Annotated in this window: 14 protein-coding genes and 1 pseudogene; 7 read left to right on the forward strand and 8 right to left on the reverse strand. The window is 57.1% G+C overall.

Annotation, left to right across the window (positions count from 1 at the left end):
- Window positions 1–115 precede the first annotated feature (115 nt).
- Both BDD14_RS29295 and BDD14_RS29300 read left to right on the forward strand, forming a co-directional pair.
- Window positions 116–1,276, forward strand: a complete 1,161-nt coding sequence (locus BDD14_RS29295) for an IS30 family transposase (protein ID WP_130417389.1) — start codon at window positions 116–118, stop codon at window positions 1,274–1,276.
- Window positions 1,277–1,568: 292 nt separating this feature from the next.
- Window positions 1,569–3,992 carry an ABC transporter permease gene (locus BDD14_RS29300; protein WP_130424834.1) on the forward strand — a complete coding sequence of 808 codons (2,424 nt, stop codon included), beginning with the start codon at window positions 1,569–1,571 and terminating at the stop codon, window positions 3,990–3,992.
- A gap of 211 nt (window positions 3,993–4,203) precedes the next feature.
- On the opposite strand, the gene BDD14_RS29305 is transcribed toward BDD14_RS29300, so the two are convergent.
- The 5 genes from BDD14_RS29305 to BDD14_RS29325 form a co-directional block, all read right to left on the reverse strand.
- Window positions 4,204–4,518: a hypothetical protein gene (locus BDD14_RS29305; protein ID WP_130424836.1), complete on the reverse strand. Its 315-nt coding sequence runs from the start codon at window positions 4,516–4,518 to the stop codon at window positions 4,204–4,206.
- Window positions 4,519–4,554: 36 nt separating this feature from the next.
- Window positions 4,555–4,698 carry a hypothetical protein gene (locus tag BDD14_RS32170; RefSeq protein ID WP_165420395.1) on the reverse strand — a complete coding sequence of 48 codons (144 nt, stop codon included), beginning with the start codon at window positions 4,696–4,698 and terminating at the stop codon, window positions 4,555–4,557.
- 1,686 nt (window positions 4,699–6,384) lie between these two features.
- Window positions 6,385–7,422 (reverse strand): hypothetical protein, encoded by a 1,038-nt coding sequence (locus BDD14_RS29310; RefSeq protein ID WP_423201823.1) that lies wholly within the window; start codon window positions 7,420–7,422, stop codon window positions 6,385–6,387.
- 1,460 nt (window positions 7,423–8,882) lie between these two features.
- A complete protein-coding gene (locus tag BDD14_RS29320; protein WP_130424842.1) occupies window positions 8,883–9,266 on the reverse strand; it encodes a hypothetical protein in 384 nt (127 codons plus the stop codon).
- A complete protein-coding gene (locus tag BDD14_RS29325; protein ID WP_130424844.1) occupies window positions 9,263–10,105 on the reverse strand; it encodes an alpha-galactosidase in 843 nt (280 codons plus the stop codon). Before BDD14_RS29325 ends, BDD14_RS29320 begins: the two co-directional genes overlap by 4 nt.
- 309 nt (window positions 10,106–10,414) lie before the next feature.
- Here BDD14_RS29325 and BDD14_RS29330 point away from each other — a divergent pair, with 309 nt between their 5' ends.
- The 4 genes from BDD14_RS29330 to BDD14_RS34880 all read left to right on the forward strand — a co-directional run bounded on the left by BDD14_RS29330 (window position 10,415) and on the right by BDD14_RS34880 (window position 12,347).
- Entirely contained in the window at window positions 10,415–10,900 is a 486-nt protein-coding gene (locus BDD14_RS29330; protein ID WP_165420396.1) for an IS6 family transposase, read from the forward strand.
- Window positions 10,901–10,940: 40 nt separating this feature from the next.
- The gene (locus tag BDD14_RS29335) at window positions 10,941–11,549 is read left to right on the forward strand and encodes a helix-turn-helix domain-containing protein (protein ID WP_207231934.1); all 609 of its coding nucleotides are present in this window, start codon (window positions 10,941–10,943) and stop codon (window positions 11,547–11,549) included.
- A gap of 67 nt (window positions 11,550–11,616) precedes the next feature.
- The gene (locus BDD14_RS29340; RefSeq protein ID WP_130424852.1) at window positions 11,617–12,090 is read left to right on the forward strand and encodes a cysteine hydrolase family protein; all 474 of its coding nucleotides are present in this window, start codon (window positions 11,617–11,619) and stop codon (window positions 12,088–12,090) included.
- Between the two features lie 53 nt (window positions 12,091–12,143).
- Complete coding sequence (locus tag BDD14_RS34880; RefSeq protein ID WP_423201824.1) at window positions 12,144–12,347, forward strand: isochorismatase family protein; 204 nt, start codon at window positions 12,144–12,146, stop codon at window positions 12,345–12,347.
- Between the two features lie 272 nt (window positions 12,348–12,619).
- Here BDD14_RS34880 and BDD14_RS29350 read toward each other — a convergent pair.
- The 3 genes and pseudogenes from BDD14_RS29350 to BDD14_RS29360 form a co-directional block, all read right to left on the reverse strand.
- Window positions 12,620–13,783 (reverse strand): annotated as a pseudogene (locus BDD14_RS29350) (IS30 family transposase).
- A gap of 118 nt (window positions 13,784–13,901) precedes the next feature.
- On the reverse strand, window positions 13,902–16,118 hold the full coding sequence (locus tag BDD14_RS29355; protein ID WP_165420397.1) for a tetratricopeptide repeat protein: 2,217 nt from the start codon (window positions 16,116–16,118) through the stop codon (window positions 13,902–13,904).
- Window positions 16,115–16,708: a thioredoxin domain-containing protein gene (locus tag BDD14_RS29360; RefSeq protein WP_165420398.1), complete on the reverse strand. Its 594-nt coding sequence runs from the start codon at window positions 16,706–16,708 to the stop codon at window positions 16,115–16,117. The genes BDD14_RS29355 and BDD14_RS29360 overlap by 4 nt, the downstream gene beginning before the upstream one ends.
- A gap of 611 nt (window positions 16,709–17,319) precedes the next feature.
- Between BDD14_RS29360 and BDD14_RS29365 the strand changes: the two genes are divergently transcribed.
- A complete protein-coding gene (locus BDD14_RS29365) occupies window positions 17,320–18,144 on the forward strand; it encodes an SDR family oxidoreductase (RefSeq protein WP_130424858.1) in 825 nt (274 codons plus the stop codon).
- The last annotated feature ends 57 nt before the right edge of the window (window positions 18,145–18,201 follow it).

An 18,201-nucleotide genomic window follows, 5' to 3' on the forward strand; every position in this document is an offset into this window, starting at 1 on the left:
TAATTGATTGCTGTAAGTACTTCAGGTGGTCAGTAATGTTGCCGATAACTCCGGTGCATTCGATAGGTCGCTGCAACACCATCTAGTAGAAGTTCTTCTATTGAGGATGGTGTTTATGAGTGAAGGAAAGCAGTCGAGACTATCTCCCGCGGAGAAGGCTGATGTTTGGAGCCGATGGAAGGCGGGGGAGTCGTTGCATGAGATTGGGCGTGCCTACGGCAAGCCCCATAACTGCATTCGCTGTGTGTTGTTGCCTCGCGGAGGGATTGCTCCAGCCGCTCGCCAGCGCTCTCGCATAGCGCTCACCTTGGCTGAGCGAGAGGACATTTCGCGAGGAATGGCTTCCGGCTCATCGATCCGCACGATAGCCAGCGGCCTCGGTCGGGCGGCGTCGACAGTGAGCCGGGAGGTCACGCGCCATGGCGGCCGTGCCGCCTATCGCGCCCACGATGCGGATAACCAGGCCTGGGGGTCGGGGTTACGACCCAAGAGGTGTCTTCTGGCCAGCAACCGCAAGTTGCGGAAGATGGTTGCGAGTAAGCTGGTGTTGGACTGGTCGCCGGAGCAGATTTCCGGATGGCTGAAGACACAGTATCCTGACGACGAGAGCATGCGCGTGTCCCACGAGACCATTTACCGAAGCCTGTTCATCCAGGCGCGGGGCGTGCTGAAACAAGAGCTGATGGAGCACTTGCGGAGCAAGCGGCGCATGCGCCGCTCGCTCCATGCAACGGTCAGCGGACAGTCCCGCGGCCAGATCGTCGATGCCGTCTCGATCCGTGAAAGGCCCGCGGAAGTGGAAGACCGAGCGGTTCCTGGGCATTGGGAAGGTGATCTGCTGAGCGGCGCAAAGAACAGTTACATCGCGACTTTAGTGGAGCGTCATTCACGCTTTGCCATGCTGGTCAAGGTGCCGGGCAAAGACACTGAAGCGGTCGTTCAAGCCTTGAGCCGGCATGTTCGTAAACTCCCGGCGACCCTGCGGCGTTCGCTGACGTGGGATCGCGGGTTGGAGATGGCCAGGCACAAGGAGTTTACAGTGGCTACCAAGGTGAAAGTGTACTTCTGCGATCCGCAGAGTCCCTGGCAGCGCGGCACCAATGAAAACACCAATCTATTATTGCGACAATACTTCCCCCGAGGAACCAACCTTGCCCCTATCTCGCAAGCGCAGCTCGACCAGGTCGCGCTGCGCTTGAATCAACGTCCCAGAAAGACCTTGGGTTTCCAAACTCCTGCAGCTAGACTGCAAGCAAGTGTTGCGTCGACCGTCTGAGCCAGCACCGTTTTGCAGGAACTAGGCAGTAGATATTCTGTCTGGCGTCATGATGTGCATTCCTGGAATCGGGGTTTTCGGAAAGCATCGGGCGCTCGGAAGCGCCATCGGACATAAAGCCTGTCTACACCCAAGCGTCCCGCTGTGGGCTAGCTCTCTTTCTCAATAATGAGGGACTGCCGAGCAAATGTATAAAAAATCACCCAACAACGCTCACGATCAAATATTCTGCTCACGATAAGTAAATTTCAAGGTCTCATTTAGACCCGAGCAGGAACCGTGAGGTCGTCTCATGTCGAGTCTCATTCGTAATCTGCGCTATTCCGCGCGTACCTTGTGGAAGAATCCCGGCCTCACCCTCACAGTTCTACTCACCCTGGCCCTCGGCATCGGCGCAAACACGGCCATCTTTACCGTCGACTATGCCACTCTACTCGCCCCCATGCCTTACCCCGAGCCCGACCAGCTCGTTGTCGTCTGGTCAAAGATTCAGACGTTCCACAACGGCATCTCCGCCGGAGACTTCACCGACTGGAAACGCGAAAACTCAAGCTTCCAGGACATCAACGCCTTCACCGGCGGCTCCTTCAATATTGCCAGCAAGGACGAGCCCGAAAACATTGACGGCAGGCAGGTCACCGTTGGCTTCTACAAAATGTTTGGCCGTCCTTTCCTGCTCGGCCGCGACTTTCTTCCCGAAGAGGGCGTCGAGGGCAAGGATCACGTCGTCATCCTCACCCACAAACTCTGGGCACACCTAGGCTCCGATCCCAAAATCATCGGCCAATCCATGCGCATCAACGGTGAGCCCTACACCGTGGTCGGCGTCCTGTCCCCTGGCCTCGACGATCGAGCGCAATCCCAGCTCGCCGTGCCACTCGTCTTCAAACCCGAGCAGCTCAACCACGACTTCCATTGGCTCCTCTCCATCGCTCGCCTCAAACCCGGCGTCACTGTCCAACAGGCGCAGGCTGATATGGACTCAGTCGCCACCCACATCGCCCAGGCCAATCCCAAAAGCAATAAGGGCTGGGGTGTCTTCGTCGAACCGTTCAAAAACGACTTCCTGCCCAGCGAACGCAAGCAGACGCTCTGGCTTCTCCTCGGCGCCGTAGCCTTCATCCTGCTCATCGCCTGCGTCAACGTCGCCAATCTTCTCCTCGCTCGCGGTCTGGCCCGTCAGAAGGAACTCGCTGTCCGCAGCGCACTCGGAGCGAGCCGGAGAACCATCTTCGAACAACTCATCACCGAAGGGTTATTGCTCGCAATCACCGGGGGCTTCCTCGGCAGCGGCGTCGGCTACGCCATGCTCCAGGGCCTCATGGCAATCATGCCTCGCGGAACGCTGCCGGATGAGGCTGATCTCCACCTCAACCTTCCTATCCTGCTCTTCACCCTCGCAGCCACCACGTTCGCAGGTCTTCTCTTCGGCAGCGCTCCCGCTTGGTATGCCTCCCGAGTAGATCCTGGCGAATCGCTCAAGGAAGGCAATCGCACAGGCGTAGGAGCAGGCCGCCATCGCCTGCGGCAGACCCTCGTCATCGGCGAGTTCGCCCTCGCCCTCGCTCTGCTGACCGGCGCCGGTCTCGCCATACACAGCTTCCTCAATCTCCTTCGTGTAGACCTCGGCCTGCGCACCGACCACGTCCTCACCTTCTATCTTCCCGTTCCCGACTCGCGCCCCAAAGCCCCCGAGAAGATCATTGCCTACTACAAGCAGATTCTTTCCAGCGTCAACGCCGTCCCGGGCGTAACTTCAGCTTCCGCGATGACCGGGCTTCCTCTCTTCGGCGCGGGCTTTGGTATGCCATTCACCATCGTCGGAAAACCAGCCTTCAACGACCCCTCCATGCGCCCTAACACAGCCTTCGGCATGGTCACGCCCGACTTTTTCAAAACCTTCGGCGTTCGCATGATCAATGGACGCGTCTTCACCGATCAAGACACCGCCTCGAGCGTCAAAGTAGCCGTCGTCAACGAAGACTTCGTGAAAAAGTACTTTAAAGGAGTCGACCCGCTCCAGCAGCGTGTCTCGGTCGAACAGCTAATCCCCGGCGTCACCAAGCTCGGGCCGCCTGTCGAGTGGCAGATCGTGGGCGTTTATCACAACGTCCGCAGTCGCGGCTTCCGCGAAGACCGCCCAGAGATGGAGATCCCCTTCTGGCAGATCCCCTGGTCCGGCGCAGGCATCGGCGTTCGCACCGTCAACGACCCCGCCACCATGGTCAAAAGCATCGCCGCAGCCGTTCACTCCGTCGATCCCGAGATAGCCCTCGCCCAGCCCCGCTCCATGGAGGAGGTTCGTGAGCTGGTTCTCTCCAATGACCGCTTCACTCTCGTCCTCTTCGTCAGCTTCGCCGCCGTCGCGCTTCTGCTCGCCGCACTGGGTGTCTACGGCGTCATGTCTTTCTCGGTGGCGCAGCGCTCGCATGAGATAGCCCTTCGCATGGCACTCGGCGCAAACCGCGGCCGCGTCGTCGCTCTCGTCGTCCGGGAAGGCCTGGTTCTTGCCTCCATCGGCCTCACCGTCGGCCTCGTCGGAGCCTATTTCATTGGCCGCGGCATGCAGAGTACGCTCTACGGGATCGGAAAGCTCGACCTCTCCGTCTTTGCGTCCGTCGCCTTCCTGCTACTTTTCGCCGCTGTAACGGCCTGCCTCGTTCCCGCCCGGCGCGCTGCCTCTGTCGAACCCATGCAGGCCCTTAGAGCCGAGTAAATGAAAAACCTCTCGCATATCCGCCGGAATTCCGCCGCGGCTGGTCCTGGAACGGTTATGAGCTTCTTCAATGAGCGGCGTTGCACGAAACTCCCGAGTGGTCGGCTATCCAGAAACAATCTGTTTGCGGCGGTCCACTGTCGCGGTAGGGACGATCATCACTGATCGCCCCCCGCACAGATCCGTACGAGCGCGTCTACGCATACGGCTCTTACGAAGGATGAGTGGCGTAGAAGCGAGCATCAGGATAGGAATGCAGAACGCGGGGCGGAGGAATCCACCGGTTCAAGACGGGAGTGAGGCGTCCCCAACGCATCTCTGCGCGCTGGCTGCGGCGGACCAGAACGCTCTGCCATAGCCTGCACACGCGAATCTTGAAGATGCTCGGCAGCGTCGTGTTGCCGGGCACAGCGTGGTATTGGTAGTAGCCCAGCACGACCTTCCGTAGCCATCCACCGACTTCGGCCACGCGATCATGCTTCCGGCGTTGAAGCTCAGCCTTGATGGCTTTCAGCTTCGCAACCATTCGCTTTTTCGCAGTGATCCGACCTACGGTGAAGGTTCAGCTCTTGTGGCGTTGCCCACACCAATGGGTGAAGCCCAGGAACGTGAAGGTCTCCGGCTTCCTCTCTCCGCGCTGTTTCCGGTTGCGAGCGGCGAACCGTCCGAACTCGATCAGACGTGTCTTGTCCGGATGTAATTCCAAGCCGAACTTCGCCTACCGTTTAATCCCTGGGACATGCGCTCCCCGCTCTGTGTCGGGTGCATGTGCGACTCAACGATGTTCTCCTTCGTCTGTGCCCTTTCCTCCCCAGACTCCGTAGAAGGTTGCCCTCCCTTGTTCGACTGGTTCACAGGTAGTACGGCACAGTCCGACTTCTCCAGCACGTGCGTGTCCGCCGTGGGGCTTATGGCCTTCGCGGACCGGCTTGATCGTCAGACCAAGGCGTGCTGGAGATCTCCCGGTTCTCGGTAGAGTAGGGTCATGGCGCTAAGCGGGCTTCGAATGATGCCGCCGTTTCCATAATCCCCTCTAAAATTCCGTACGGCGGGTTTTCCCCGGTACGGCTTCAAGGCTGACCCTTTCAGGTGATGCCTTCCTGTCTGTCGCGCTGTTTAAGCCTGCTCCCGGCATGCGCAACGCAACAGACCGTTTGCCTTCACCCTTCGTATCCGTCCGAGACTGAGACCTGGACTGCCGTTCTGAGCCGGGCAGGAATTCTCTTCGTAATACCGTCATTAGGGCCTCACGGCCTTACCCCAGAGATCCTCGCTCCGGTCAGGGTTATATTGTCTCTGTCCATCAACACTTATTGACCTCATCCGAGCCACTCATGAACACTCCCCGATTTCCCGGCCATGCCGGTTATACAAGAACCGATACTGTGCGAGAGCGCCTAGGCTGCCCACGAGTGGTTCCGAGCTTTCACTGCTAATTCTTTTCAGCATGCTGCCCTCTTCGACCACGGAGAATTCGCCAGTTGCTTATACCCAGTTCCTTCACTGACGACGCAGCCTTCATCTACATGCAACAGATTCGGCATTCTCATGCATCCCTCCACAGTCCGCTACCGGCGGGGAGAAATTTTCGCGGCTAACGGTTCGCTTGTGCTGCGGCCTGCTGACTTGCTCGCCTCCCTGACGGACCCGACGCTGCTCGCGCTTTGCCGGCTGAGACTTTTACTCCGGAGCTTTCGGTCAGAGAAATTACTTTCCCTGCCGTCCGGTATGACTACAGTAGCAACTGGGCAAGTTCTACTGGCAGGTCCTACCCCTGCTGGATCAGCAGTTAGCTTCGCTGCACTGCATGTTGTTTCTCAGTGTGCGCGGGTTCTCAGACTACGCAGGACCGGATAGCCACTCGCGTATATCGCGGCTGCCGTGTCGCCTTCCTCCTACTCGGAATGGAGTTCGGCATCCTGATCTACGGGCTTTTCGCAGCTCAATCGCCCCGCCCACCGATGCCTCTGTCTACGCTTCAAGAAACACCTCGCGATGTCCCTGCAAGACTCAAGGTCAGGATGGATTCGCTACTTCCTTTCCGGTAGGGCTCTTCCATCCCCTACAACATGCCGGTTTAACCCGGCGCTCTCCGAGTTGCCGACGATCCGGGAGTTGAGTGACGAGAAGAACGTTTGTCAGGACTCGTTATGTGCCCTGCCCAAACGCGCTTGCCGAGTTCCGGATACAAGAGGAAGGCCTTCTCATATGAGATTTTAGTAGACCCGCTTCGCTGAATGCTGAGGGTGCATGCGGCAATTGCGCCGACCTTCCATCCGCCAACAACCAGATCGCAAAAAACTGGAGACACAAAGCGTACAGTTCAAGCGAAGGCCACGTCAGCATGCCATCTCGCAAATGAATGCTAAAAAACGAAACTATCCTTTGATTACTAGCGAGCGAGAAGGCCAATTGATCGGGATCCCTGTTTTTTTGGTGTCATCGAAAGACTGCCAGTAACAGGAGCGAATGGAAGCTGATCCTCATTCTCCTGCTCTGGGATGATCCGGTATGAGACCTCTGCTTGCAGCTTCATCGTAAAGGTATCCTTTGAATCTCGAGTCGGAATGTATGGTTGTTGCTTGTTGGGAACAATCTTTATAGCCCGACCCGGCCATGGGTTGCGCATCTTCAAGTTGCCGGATTGCGCAGCTTGAACGCCAAGGCTGATGATCTTTCCCTTTCGTACTTGCAGGTGAACCTTGTCCCCGTGCTGCACGACGACAGTGCCGTCAGCATCCCAATCGTCCGGCCATGCGGCTTTGATCCGGACAAGACCGTCGTAATCCTGCACTAAACCGTTCTGAAGAGCGTCGGCCACAACGCCAACCTGTTCCACATAGAACTCAGGTGCGTCGGTCAGCTGCGCCAGCCCCGAAGGGTAGAACTGATATCGCTCCGTAACCACATGGAGCGCAGTTTTCATCTCTTCTCCCAGGCCAAGCCGTGCCGCCTGGACCGGGTCAGCACTCCAATCTGCCATTGCTTTATTCGTCCGTTGCATGAATGTCCTGACTCCAAGAGCATGAAGAGGCCCATCATCGCCAATCAACGAATACGGCCAAACCGGTTCCAGGCCAAGATTTTCCTGGTTGTGGACAATCGCAGTCAGATTGTAGGAGTTCGCAATCACCGCGTTGGGATTGGTGCGCTCATTCTTCGCAAGTAAAGCATTCGTTCCCGGGAGCATCAACGGCAGATCGGGCAAGGATGTCAGCGCCGCCTTAGCAGCCTGCACGACCTCGTCATCGATATTCAGCGCAGCAGCCGCTTGTATCAGAGCAGGGAAAAGAGCATGCATCGCCGCGACATCTGTCGTTGGATTGCGAACATCCCAGTTCGATTCGTGTGCGTTCGAAGGATAGGTGTAGAGAGTGCCCGAGGCGTCCCGACGCGCATAGGCCAGCAAGAACTGTGCTGCGCTTCGCATAAGCGGATAGTGCGACTCGAGAAAACCAGGTCGTCGGTATAGAGAAACTGTTGCCACACCCAGAGAGCAACTTCAGCGCCGGTTGAAATGGTACGCGCGTTGTAATAGGGGCGGCCGATCGCTGTGCAGTTGATCCCAGGACTCTTCAGCCATGTCTCATTCTCATAGCCTTGACCGTTGAAGCGCATGGTCTCGGGAATACAGATTCCAGGGCGCCCGTCCATATGATTACGCGTCCATTGTGAGACGGCGTCCAGATTGTCGTTGTAGAGGTTGAAATAAGGTTCGTTGAAACGCCCAAGTCCTGCTCCCAGATTGGCTGACACCTGCATGCGGAGGTTCCAGTGCCAATAAGCGGAAGGGCCCCAGTGGTGGTCATCTCCGAAAGATGAGAACAGATCTCCAATGCCTGCCTGCGAGCCGGGCAGGCGATCCCTGCTCTCAGCCGCAGTTGTAAACAGATCGATTGCGCGAAGGTTCTCAAAATACTCAGCGAAATGGTCTGGCGAAGAGAGTTTCATCAATGCAGCAGAGGCCCAGAAGGAATGCCACCATGCTCGATGATCCTGGAACGCTAAAGCCGTCGCCTTGCTCAGTACAGCAACACCCGCTCCCATTGCATTGCCGCCCCGCCATTCCGGTGCCGCAACAAGAACGCGAAATGAGCCGTCGCTCTTTGGGTGAAAAGTGATTCTGATGCACAACGGGTCCACGGCAGAAATCTTGCTGTCGCGCGCATCGACGCGAATAGCACTTAGAGAGCCGAATGTCAGCCCACTGGCTCCCATCTCATTGGCGTCTCTCCATGTCTCTGAAAGAACGCCCACCGTGTCTCCGACAAGCACCTTCGCGCTTCTTCCCGGCCAGAGTTTGAGTTCTGCAATTTGAGCGATGTTCGCATCCGCGCCTCGCACCTCAACCACCATCGCATCCGCAGTCTCGTCCACATAGGTGACAGCGGTCATTCCTGCACCATGCTCGATAAACTCTCCGTCATATAAATTCAATCGAGCTGAGTAGTCGGAAGCTCCTGCAAGTTTTTTGAGTCCAGGAAGAACAACGTGTCCCGGAGAGAGTCGAAATGGCCAGGTGTCTCCACGATTGAGCTGCGCCGTATAGCCGTCTTGTGACCACACGCCTAAGCCGAGTCGTCCATTACCGAGAGGCATTGCTTCCGTTTTGTCGAGATTCGGACGCTGGAGAATGATGTCGGAACGGCCAACCACCCCCGGCACATCAACCTGGAACACACCATCTCTCCATGCGGGAGGTTATTCCTTCATGGGACATTGTATTCTGCATCTGGGCGGGGGCAACTGAAGAGACAAACGTGATGAGCGCCGCCGTCGCGGACAGTTTTCGGCAGATATGCAAAATACAGATCGATGAAATCGTCATATCAATTTTCTAAACGTTTCCCCTGATCGAAATGGGATCACATTCACTCTACTCGCTACACTTCAACGCCAACGTAGCTCCAGCAGCCTGGACTCCGACGGTAACAACTGAATCTGGACAGCTGCCTGTGCAAGACTGCTTGTGGCTCCAGTGGAAACATCCGTTACGGTAACAGCTGAAGATGGAGCTGAGTTTTTGTTGATCCTTTGAAGTGGAATGTCTATGCTGTGCGGATTCTTGTCGTCGTAATTAAAGACTGCAATGTAGACTCCACGCTCCGAAGGACGCATGAAAACCTCTGCGGCCCGATCGCCGGTGCCCCCCTCCACCGGGCGAAAAGACTTCCCCTCGGAGGCGACAGCAAACCATTTCTCGTCGTTGTAGACCGCCTTTGCCAGATCCCAGCCATGTGGGTCATCCGCAAGGCGGCTGCTATCGAGAATCATTCCCCGCTTATGACGGCCGAGAGCAGACGGCTTTTACCTTCTGCCACGTTTCGTGCTCCTTGATCGGCACTTTCACCAAGCACAACATGATCCGGATCGGTTATGTAGAGACTGCCATTCGACCACCAGCCATAAGTCAGCGAGTTCAGCATATATTCCGTGCTTTGATCTCCACCATTAATATGCCCTTTCGTATCGCAGGAGAGGCGGCGGGCATGACCATATCCCGACGGGAAAAGAGGAGCGATGGAAAGGCTGAGGAACATGCGATCGCCTACTTCATCGACGATCTGTTTCATGCCTGCGTTGTAAGCCTGAATACCTGTCTGAACCATTGGATCGAAGTGGACACCTTCAAGAGCGCCATGAGAGAGAAAATCCAGCTTCAAATATTGGAAGCCCAGATTCATAAACTGTTGCAGATAGTATGCTGTTCGCGCCTTCGTTCCAGGGTGAGAAGGATCGATCGCTAGCCCGCCATCGACTTTAGGAAGCAACGATCCATCAGGTGCTTTAAGAAGAATATCGCGGTAGCGATACTTCATCATCGTGCCTTCTACATAAGCATCGAGATCATCGGACCAATACGCAAATGGCGTCCAATAAATTCCGGGCTCAAAACGTGTGCCATCCGATCCATGCATTGCCTTGATTGTGGCAACCGCATCACGCAACTGTACTGCATCGAGGCGAGACCAGAACGCGTCAAGGTTGACATAAACCAGTTTGTGGTTCCCGAATCCCTTGGGCACAAGCTCGTCTTTTACAAATGCGGCAGATCCGAGATAACGCTTCGCATCGATCTTGTCAGCATAGGCAGCCCAGCTATTCCATCCCATGGGAGCACCGGCCGTCCATTTCAGAGGCGGATGAATCATCGCATTGACCCGCCCATACGCCTCAAGACCATCGCGCCAGTCCGGAAAATATCCGATCAGGATACGCGGTGAGGTTACGCGACTGCCGTGGACAACTCCGTGAGGAACCGTGTCGTGCGTGTCCGTTCTTATTCCTGTTGGGCTTGAAATCCCTCCATAGATATCCAGATCCGTAATGCGTCCTTTATCGGCTCTGTTGCATTAGCTCAAAATTAGCTTCTCGGCATACAAGCTGTAGCGGGCAAGCGCTACCTTCACCCCCTACAGTTTGTGGCTCGAAAAGTTAATGCAACAGAGCCCCACTGGAAGTACCTGTTCCGGGCCGTCGACAAGCATGGCCGGTTGATCGACTTCATGTTGATGGATCGGCGAAACACCCGTGCGGCCCATCGCTTCCTGCGAAAAGCGTTGACGACAATGCGCCACTGGCCGCCGTCCTCCATCACCACGGACCAACTCGGCTCTTATCCAAAAGCCATTAGCCGGCTGCAACGAGAAGGCAAGCTATCAAGCAATCCCAAGCATCGCACGTGCAAGTATCTGAACAACATCATTGAAGCGGACCATGGCGCACTGAAGCGAGTCATTCGCCCCACGCGAGGCTTTCAGACAATGAAGACCGCCGCCGCTATGATGAAGAGGTTCGAGGTGATGCGGATGATCCGCCGAGGACATTGCCTTACGTGCAAGCCGCATGTCAAAGACGAGGTGCGCTTCGTAAACAAGCTGTTCGACATCTTCGTTATCGCTGCCTGATGCAAACCGCGCAACGGACGAACTGCGACCAACAGAGTTAATGCAACAGAGCCACATTCAGGCAGTATTGACCTTCCTCCACCTCGATCGCGTTGGCGTTTGCGCGATGGGCGACGCCGCACTGATGGCCTGCCAGTTTGCGCTTCGATCCCCTGATCGTGTCTCCAACATGGCATTTATTGGGGCTGGCGACTCGGAGACGAATCACCGAATCTTGAGCCTCCGCCACGAACATCCGCACCTGGAAGCGAAGATGCGCGGAGCATTATTTGGCGGCCTGATCGATGGCGATAACTCGTCAGCTTTATCTGCCGTGGCGCAGACGGACGAGGCAGCTTCTTACCCAGGAGGATTGTCAGAGCGCGAAGCAGAGGTGATTCGGTTGTTAGCCACAGGCAGGACGAACCAGCAGATCGCCGAAGACCTCTTCGTGAGTCTCAACACCGTCGCTTATCACCTGCGAAATATTTTCAACAAACAGGATCCTCCAATCGAACAGAGGCGGCGTCGTTCGCGCACCGCCACGGGATTCTGCGCAACTCGAATAGTCTGGCGCTCGATGGTTCGCCGTAGAAAACGTTTAAACTACCTATTCAGGTGGTGTGCGAGAGAGCAAACCTCATCCGTACTGTTGGCACGTCGCTTATGACTTGGAATTAAGAAAAGACGACGCAAATCTACTATGTGACAAGTCAGTCAAAGACCTGAGGTCAACGATGTTCGAGCCGATTCGGGAAGTGCTCTTCGACAATGGTGTTATCTCTGTTCAGCCCCTCGCTCTGGAACAGCGGCCTCCTGGGATGGGCAGTTCTCTTCAATTGGTGCCCGACAGAACAGCACTGATTGTGGTTGACATTCAACGACACTTTACAGAAGCGCCACCCTTCGTCGCGATGCGAAATATCATCCCCCGCATCTCACGCCTTCTGCCATATGCTCGCGCGACCGGGATGACCGTTATTCACCTCAAGTCCGAGTTCAAGCCGGATATGGAAGATGCTGGAAGACCAGGATCAAGAACTCGGCAGATGATGGATGGTCTAGCCTGGAGTGGCGAAGGTCAGAACCCCCTTGTTCACGACAGCCCATCAGCAGAGATTGTGGCAGAACTCGCTCCACTTCCGTTCGATGTGGTCGTGACGAAGACTCGTTTCAGCGGCTTCTGGGGAACGAATCTCCATGACGGCTGAGTGAACGGGCTATACAAACACTCATATTTACGGGTGGGACGACGACTGTCTGTGTGGAGTCAACACTGCGTGACGCGGTGTTTCTGGAATATAACGCCCTGGCCCTTTCCGACTGCACTGCAGACATGAATCTCGAGCTGCACGAATCAGCGCTTGCACGAATCGAACTCTTCTTTGGATGGGTTTGCCGTTCTGACGAACTTATTACCGCGTTAGCGATTGCCAGAGACGAGACCGTGACGGCACCATTGATGTAGTCGCCAGAGATCCGCTCGCTTACAGAAGAAGTGATTCCGCGCGTACATAAGGCCAGATTGGTACCGATAAGAGTCGGCCAATATCCAACGAATCTCAGTCGCGTCTCGGTTGTTGACTACAGGGCGATTCACTCAGCGAGTTGTTCGGTTGGCGTTCCTCGGAGTTTCGGGTGGATGGTCGACAACTCGGAAACAATCCCACCGATTCATAGTTCTCGCAAAACGAGGTTATCGGCAACTTCAATCGAACTTGCCGATAAGCCAGGGCGGTCTCAACCGGTCGATGCAACACCGGCTTGGAGTTTACTCGCAGGAGTTTCAAAGCCCAAGGTTTTTCGCGGGCGTTGATTTAAGCGCAGCGCTACTTTGTCGAGATCGGATTGAGAATAGCCGGACAAGGCGGTTTTTTTAGGGAGGTACTGTCGCAGCAGCCCGTTCGTGTTTTCGTTGGTGCCGCGCTGCCAAGGGCTCTGCGGATCACAGAAGTAGACTTTCACATTCGTGGCCACCGTGAAGCTCTTGTGTTTGGCCATCTCCAGCCCTCGGTCCCACGTCAACGAGCGCCGCAGGGACACGGGGAGCTTACGAACCTGCCGGCTCAGCGCGGCGACGACCGTCGCTGTGTCTTTGCTGGGCACTTTGACCAGGATGGTAAAACGCGAATGTCGTTCCACCAGTGTTGCGATGTGACTGTTCCTGGTGCCGCCGAGCAGATCGCCCTCCCAATGACCGGGAATGGCGCGGTCTTCAATTTCTGCAGGTCTTTCCCGAATGGAGATGGCATCGACGATCTGACCTCGGGACTGTCCGCCAGCCCGAGAGTGCCGTGAGCAGCGGATACACCGCTTGGACCGCAGGTGCTGAATCAGCTCTTTCTTTCTTCAACACTCCTCGTGCCTGGATGAATAAGCTGCGGTAAATGGTTTCGTGGGACACGCGCATGCTCTCGTTCTTGGGATACCGTATCTTCAACCATCCCGAAATCTGTTCCGGCGACCAGTCCAGGATCAGTTTACTGGCAACGATCGTCCGCAGCTTCCTGCGGGTCGCAAGAAGGCACGCCTTGGGTCGCAGAGCCGACTCCCAGGCCTGATGATCGGCTTCATTGGCTCGATAGAGTGGACCCCCGCCGTGGCGCGCCACCTCCCGGCTCACCGTCGACGCAGCCCGCTGCAACCCTTTGGCTATCTCCCGAATCGACGAACCGGAAGCAATTCCTCGTGAGATGTCTTCCCGCTCGGCCACCGTCAGCGTTCGCAGCGAGCGCCGACGAGCGGCCGGAACTATCCCGCCCCGCTGCGACAACAAGAACTGAATGGATCCATGGTCTTGCCGAAGGCGCGCCCAATCTCATGCAACGACTCGCCCGACTTCCAACGGCGCCACATCTCGGTCCTCTGCTCCGCGGAAAGCCTGTCCCGTTTTCCTTGTGTCATAAACACCACCTTTAGAAAAATGATTCATATCAGATGGTGTGGCATCGACCGGTTGAGACCGCCAGACTTTGCGGCATTACTCCGGAATACGGCGCGATCGTCACGCCCGGTCCCTCCCCTATAGCCTGCGCAGATTCGCCTGCGCAGCCTTATTTCCAGGCTCAAGCTGCAACGCGTGCTCCAGGTCGCGGCGCGCGGCGGCCTTATCTCCGGCCTGCGCCTCCATCACGCCGAGATCGTTCCAGTCGTCCGCCAATCCCTGCACCAGCGTCCCTACTGTCTTCTGTTCACGAATCGCATCTTGCATCCGCCCCATCTGGCTGTACACCTGCGCCAGCGCGCGATGGGGCTCCGCCTCGAGGGGCTGTAACTTCTGCCACGCAAGTAGATGTTCCACTGCCTTCTCCATCCTTCCCATGCCTGCATACACCATGGCCAGCAGCCGCTGTGCCTCCCCATCATCCCGCCCCGCGATTGCCCGCAACAGCAGGGGCTCCGCTCCTGGCAGATCTCCGTCGCCCACCGCGATGCGCGCCAGCCCATAGAGCGCCTCAAAACTCTCCGGGGCCCGCGCAAGCGCGCTCTCGAACTCAATCTTCGCCTCGGCCGGGCGATCGCTTGCCAGTAACGCGCTTCCAAGTCCGGCCCGAGCCCCGGAGTCCTCCGGATGGGCGATAATCAACCCGCGAAACAGCTGCTCCGCCTCGGCCACAGAGCCATGTCGCAGGTCCAGAGCCGCCAGGTCAAATACCGCATCCGCATAGTTCGAGTCCTTCGCCATCGCCGCGCGATACTGGGCCTGCGCTTGCTGCCAGTCGCCGCTTGCTTCCATCGCGGTCCCCAGCGAAGTGATCGTTCGCACATCGTCCGGCCGCCTCTCCAGCACGCGCCGATACAACTTAACCGCCTGCGCTCCATCGCCCTCCATCATCGTCAGCGAAGCCAGATTATAAAGGGCAATATCGTCCTTCTCGTTCTTCCGCAGGCGGTTCTCCATCCACGCGCGCTCCAGTTGCATCCGCGGATCCACCCCCGCAGTATTCTTATCCGGACGGGGCAACACCTGCAGCCAGAGGTGCCCCATCTCATCCACTGAACGGTTGCCGGCATGCACCCGCACCGGGGGTGAGTTCGGATTCCGTACATTCCGTGCGGAGTTGTCATAGGCGTAGCGCATATGCACCACGCTTCCACTCGGCAGCGACACCGGCTTGGCGAAACGGTACACCGACTGCCTGTCGATGTCCCAATCCTTGATCAGCACCAGCCACCGCCGTTCGCCATTGGGCAGCACAGCCCATGCCTCCATCCTCTTTCCCAGGTAATGCGCATGCGGATAAATCCCTAGCACATCTACTGCTACCGGCAGCTTCAGCGCATCGTTCACAACAAAAGCAGCCTGGCCAGCGGGAATATCCAGCGCTGCATCGTGCTCCAGTTGCAAGAGCATGGGATGCGCCGTCGCCGCCTCTTGTGCAAAGTAAAGCCCAATCCGTGCGCGAACGCTCTCCGCCTTCCCCGTCGGCTTCAGGTGCATGTTCAACACAAGATCGTTCCCCGCATCCAGCCGCCACGGCATCCCCTCCGCCTCTACCAGTGCGGTCGAGTCTGGCTTCCAGAAGAGGAAGTGGCTGTCCGGATCGAAGCTCTCCCCCGAATCGACCAGGATGTCCATCCCCGGCACACCCTTCTGCCAGTCTTCCGGGTGCGCTCGCCGCAGCGAAGCCGTTCGGTCAAGAATTACATTCGCGTGGTGCACCACCTGCGGAGACCCCGGCTTGATTTCCATCGCCCGCACCCACTTCGTCTCCTTCAGCGGCACCGGCAAAACAAAGTTCTCGAACAAGTCCGTACCGCCCGCCGGAATCTGCATCGGTGATGCCATCTCCAGCACCATATCCGGAGCTCCCAGTTCCCAATCGCTTCCGTACACCGGTGCCGTCGGCGCGCTCCCATCGCCCTCCGGCATCCCGCCCTCCACCCACGTCTTCACCAGTGCGATTTCCTCCTCCGTAAGCCGTCTATTCCCCGCAAATGTGCCGTAGCCGGGCTCAGGCAGCCAAGGAGGCATATACCGGCTCTCTGTCACCGACTTCATCACGCCACCCCACCGCTTCGCGTCCTCATATGTCATCAGCCCAAACGGCCCCGACCCGCCGTCATGGTGGCAACTCGTGCAATTCTTGTAGACCAACGGAGCAATATGCCGCCGCCAGGTCACCTGCACCGGCCCCGCATGCACCACCACTCTTGAATCCCGAGGCAGTGGCGCCAGCACCATCGCCAGCATCGCCGTGGCGCCAGCCGCCACACACATCAGGGCCGCCGCTCTCATCGTCCTGGACTCACACCCGGGTTGATAATCCCGCATCCCACTGGCACACCCGTCGCCGCCTTCACCCGCCTGCCCTGCAGCATACTGGCCAGAGCGCGCTCCGCAAAATGCTCCGTAGGCTGCGGACGCTCCTGTCCGATGTGAACAAAGCGGTCATCGATGCGCCCGGTGTACACCGGCCTCCAACGCGAGTCGCCATCCGGCACCAGTACTGACACCTCCGGTGTCACCCGCGCCCCAGCCATCCGCACCAGCGCAGCCGTCGCTTCCAGCAGAGCCTCGCCGCCAGCATCGTACGCAGACTGGTGCGCGCGCACCTGCTCCGGCCGTTCTCCCACGTTCGGATACACAAACCAGAAACGGACACCTCGTGACGAAAACTCTTCCCGCAGTCTCTTCATCTCGGGAAAGCTCCGGTTTGAGATCGGACAATCCGAAGCCACAAAAAACAGCGCTATCGCCTTCGTGCCCGGCCCTCCCAGCGAAGTCACTCTCTGTCCATCTGTCCGCACACCATACTCCGGCCGCTCCTCCGTCAGGCACGGCAAGGCGGCGAGCATCACTGCAAATAAAAGGATCCAGCGCGGCATAGCCCACCATCCTAAGCGCTTCCATTTGCCATTGGGTAGCCCCTTCGCCGCCGCAAAAAGACCCGCCAAAATGCCCGTCTGTCTCCGGTGCGGATCGCGCTGGAAGCGGGAACGCACCCGATCTGGATCAGCGATCGGCTTCAGGAACTGGCTTGCGAATAAACCTGTCTTGGCGAAACTCCTCAAAAACGGAGTTATCGGCAAGTTCGACGCTTCTCGAGCTGGATATCCGGAAGTTGCCGATAAGCCGACGCTTCGAAAGTTTGCGATAGTGACTCTTCCGCCATTGCGATGGTCATAGTCTATCTCGTGGCAGATTACGCATCGCGGGAATAAGACGTTGTGAAAGTGCTGTAAAACGGCGCCGAAAATCTAGCTTGTCCCACCCTCCTTAAACTCAAACACTACCCGTGTAAACCTTTGATTCAATTCATCCTAAGCATTTTCTCGACTGTTCGTTTTCGCAAGCATTCTCATCACAGCGCTTGGTGCGCCTCGAATAAACCAACGAATTGGCACAGCATCGTGTCACAAAACGCCAGGCTATTCGGTCTAAGCGAGTACGACCGGCACGTGTGAAAACACCGTTCGAAAATGAAGGGAGCAAAATCATGAAAATCGTAGTGATCGGCGGTACTGGACTCATCGGATCAAAGCTTGTCAACAAGCTTCGTGAGCACGGGCACGAAGCGGTAGCGGCATCACCGAATTCGGGTGTCAACTCCCTCACGGGCGAGGGGCTGGCCGAAGTGCTGAAAGGTGCCTCTGTAGTCGTTGACGTATCAAACTCTCCCTCTTGGGAGGACGCAGCAGTGCTGAAGTTCTTTGAGACATCAACCCGTAACCTCCTCACCTATGAAGCGGCCGCAGGGGTAGGACATCACGTTGCATTATCGGTTGTGGGAACCGACCAGATGTCCGAAAGCGGCTACTTCCGGGCAAAGATTGCTCAGGAGAAACTGATCAGAGAATCTTCTATCCCCTACTCCGTCGTGCGTGCGACGCAGTTCTTCGAGTTCCTCAAGGGCCTCGCCGACATTTCGTTCGACGGGGAAAAGGTGCGACTGCCATCTGTGCTCTTCCAGCCAATGGCTGCCGACGATGTCGCGAGTGCCGTGGGCAAGATTGCAGTAGGTCAGCCTGTAAACGGCATCGTCGAAATTGGTGGCCCCGAACAGTTTCGCATCGATGAACTAGTCCGACGGCGCATGGCATCACTCAAGGATCCCCGCGAAGTCATCGCTGACCCAAATGCGCTTTACTCCGGGGCGAAACTCAGCGAGACAACTCTGGTTCCGGACAATAACGCACGACTCGGCGAGACCAGTTTCCAAACCTGGCTCACCCAGCCTGCAGCACAAATTCCGAGTGCGCCTCAGCACACAGGTGTCGCAGTGATGAACAAGGAGAAAGAGAGTCAGAAAAAAGCTAGCTGATACCGCCACTACGCATAACGGCGAAGTACCGACCAATACACACGACGCATGGAATGA

It is taken from the genome of Edaphobacter modestus (genome assembly GCF_004217555.1).
Classification (GTDB): Bacteria; Acidobacteriota; Terriglobia; order Terriglobales; family Acidobacteriaceae; genus Edaphobacter; species Edaphobacter modestus.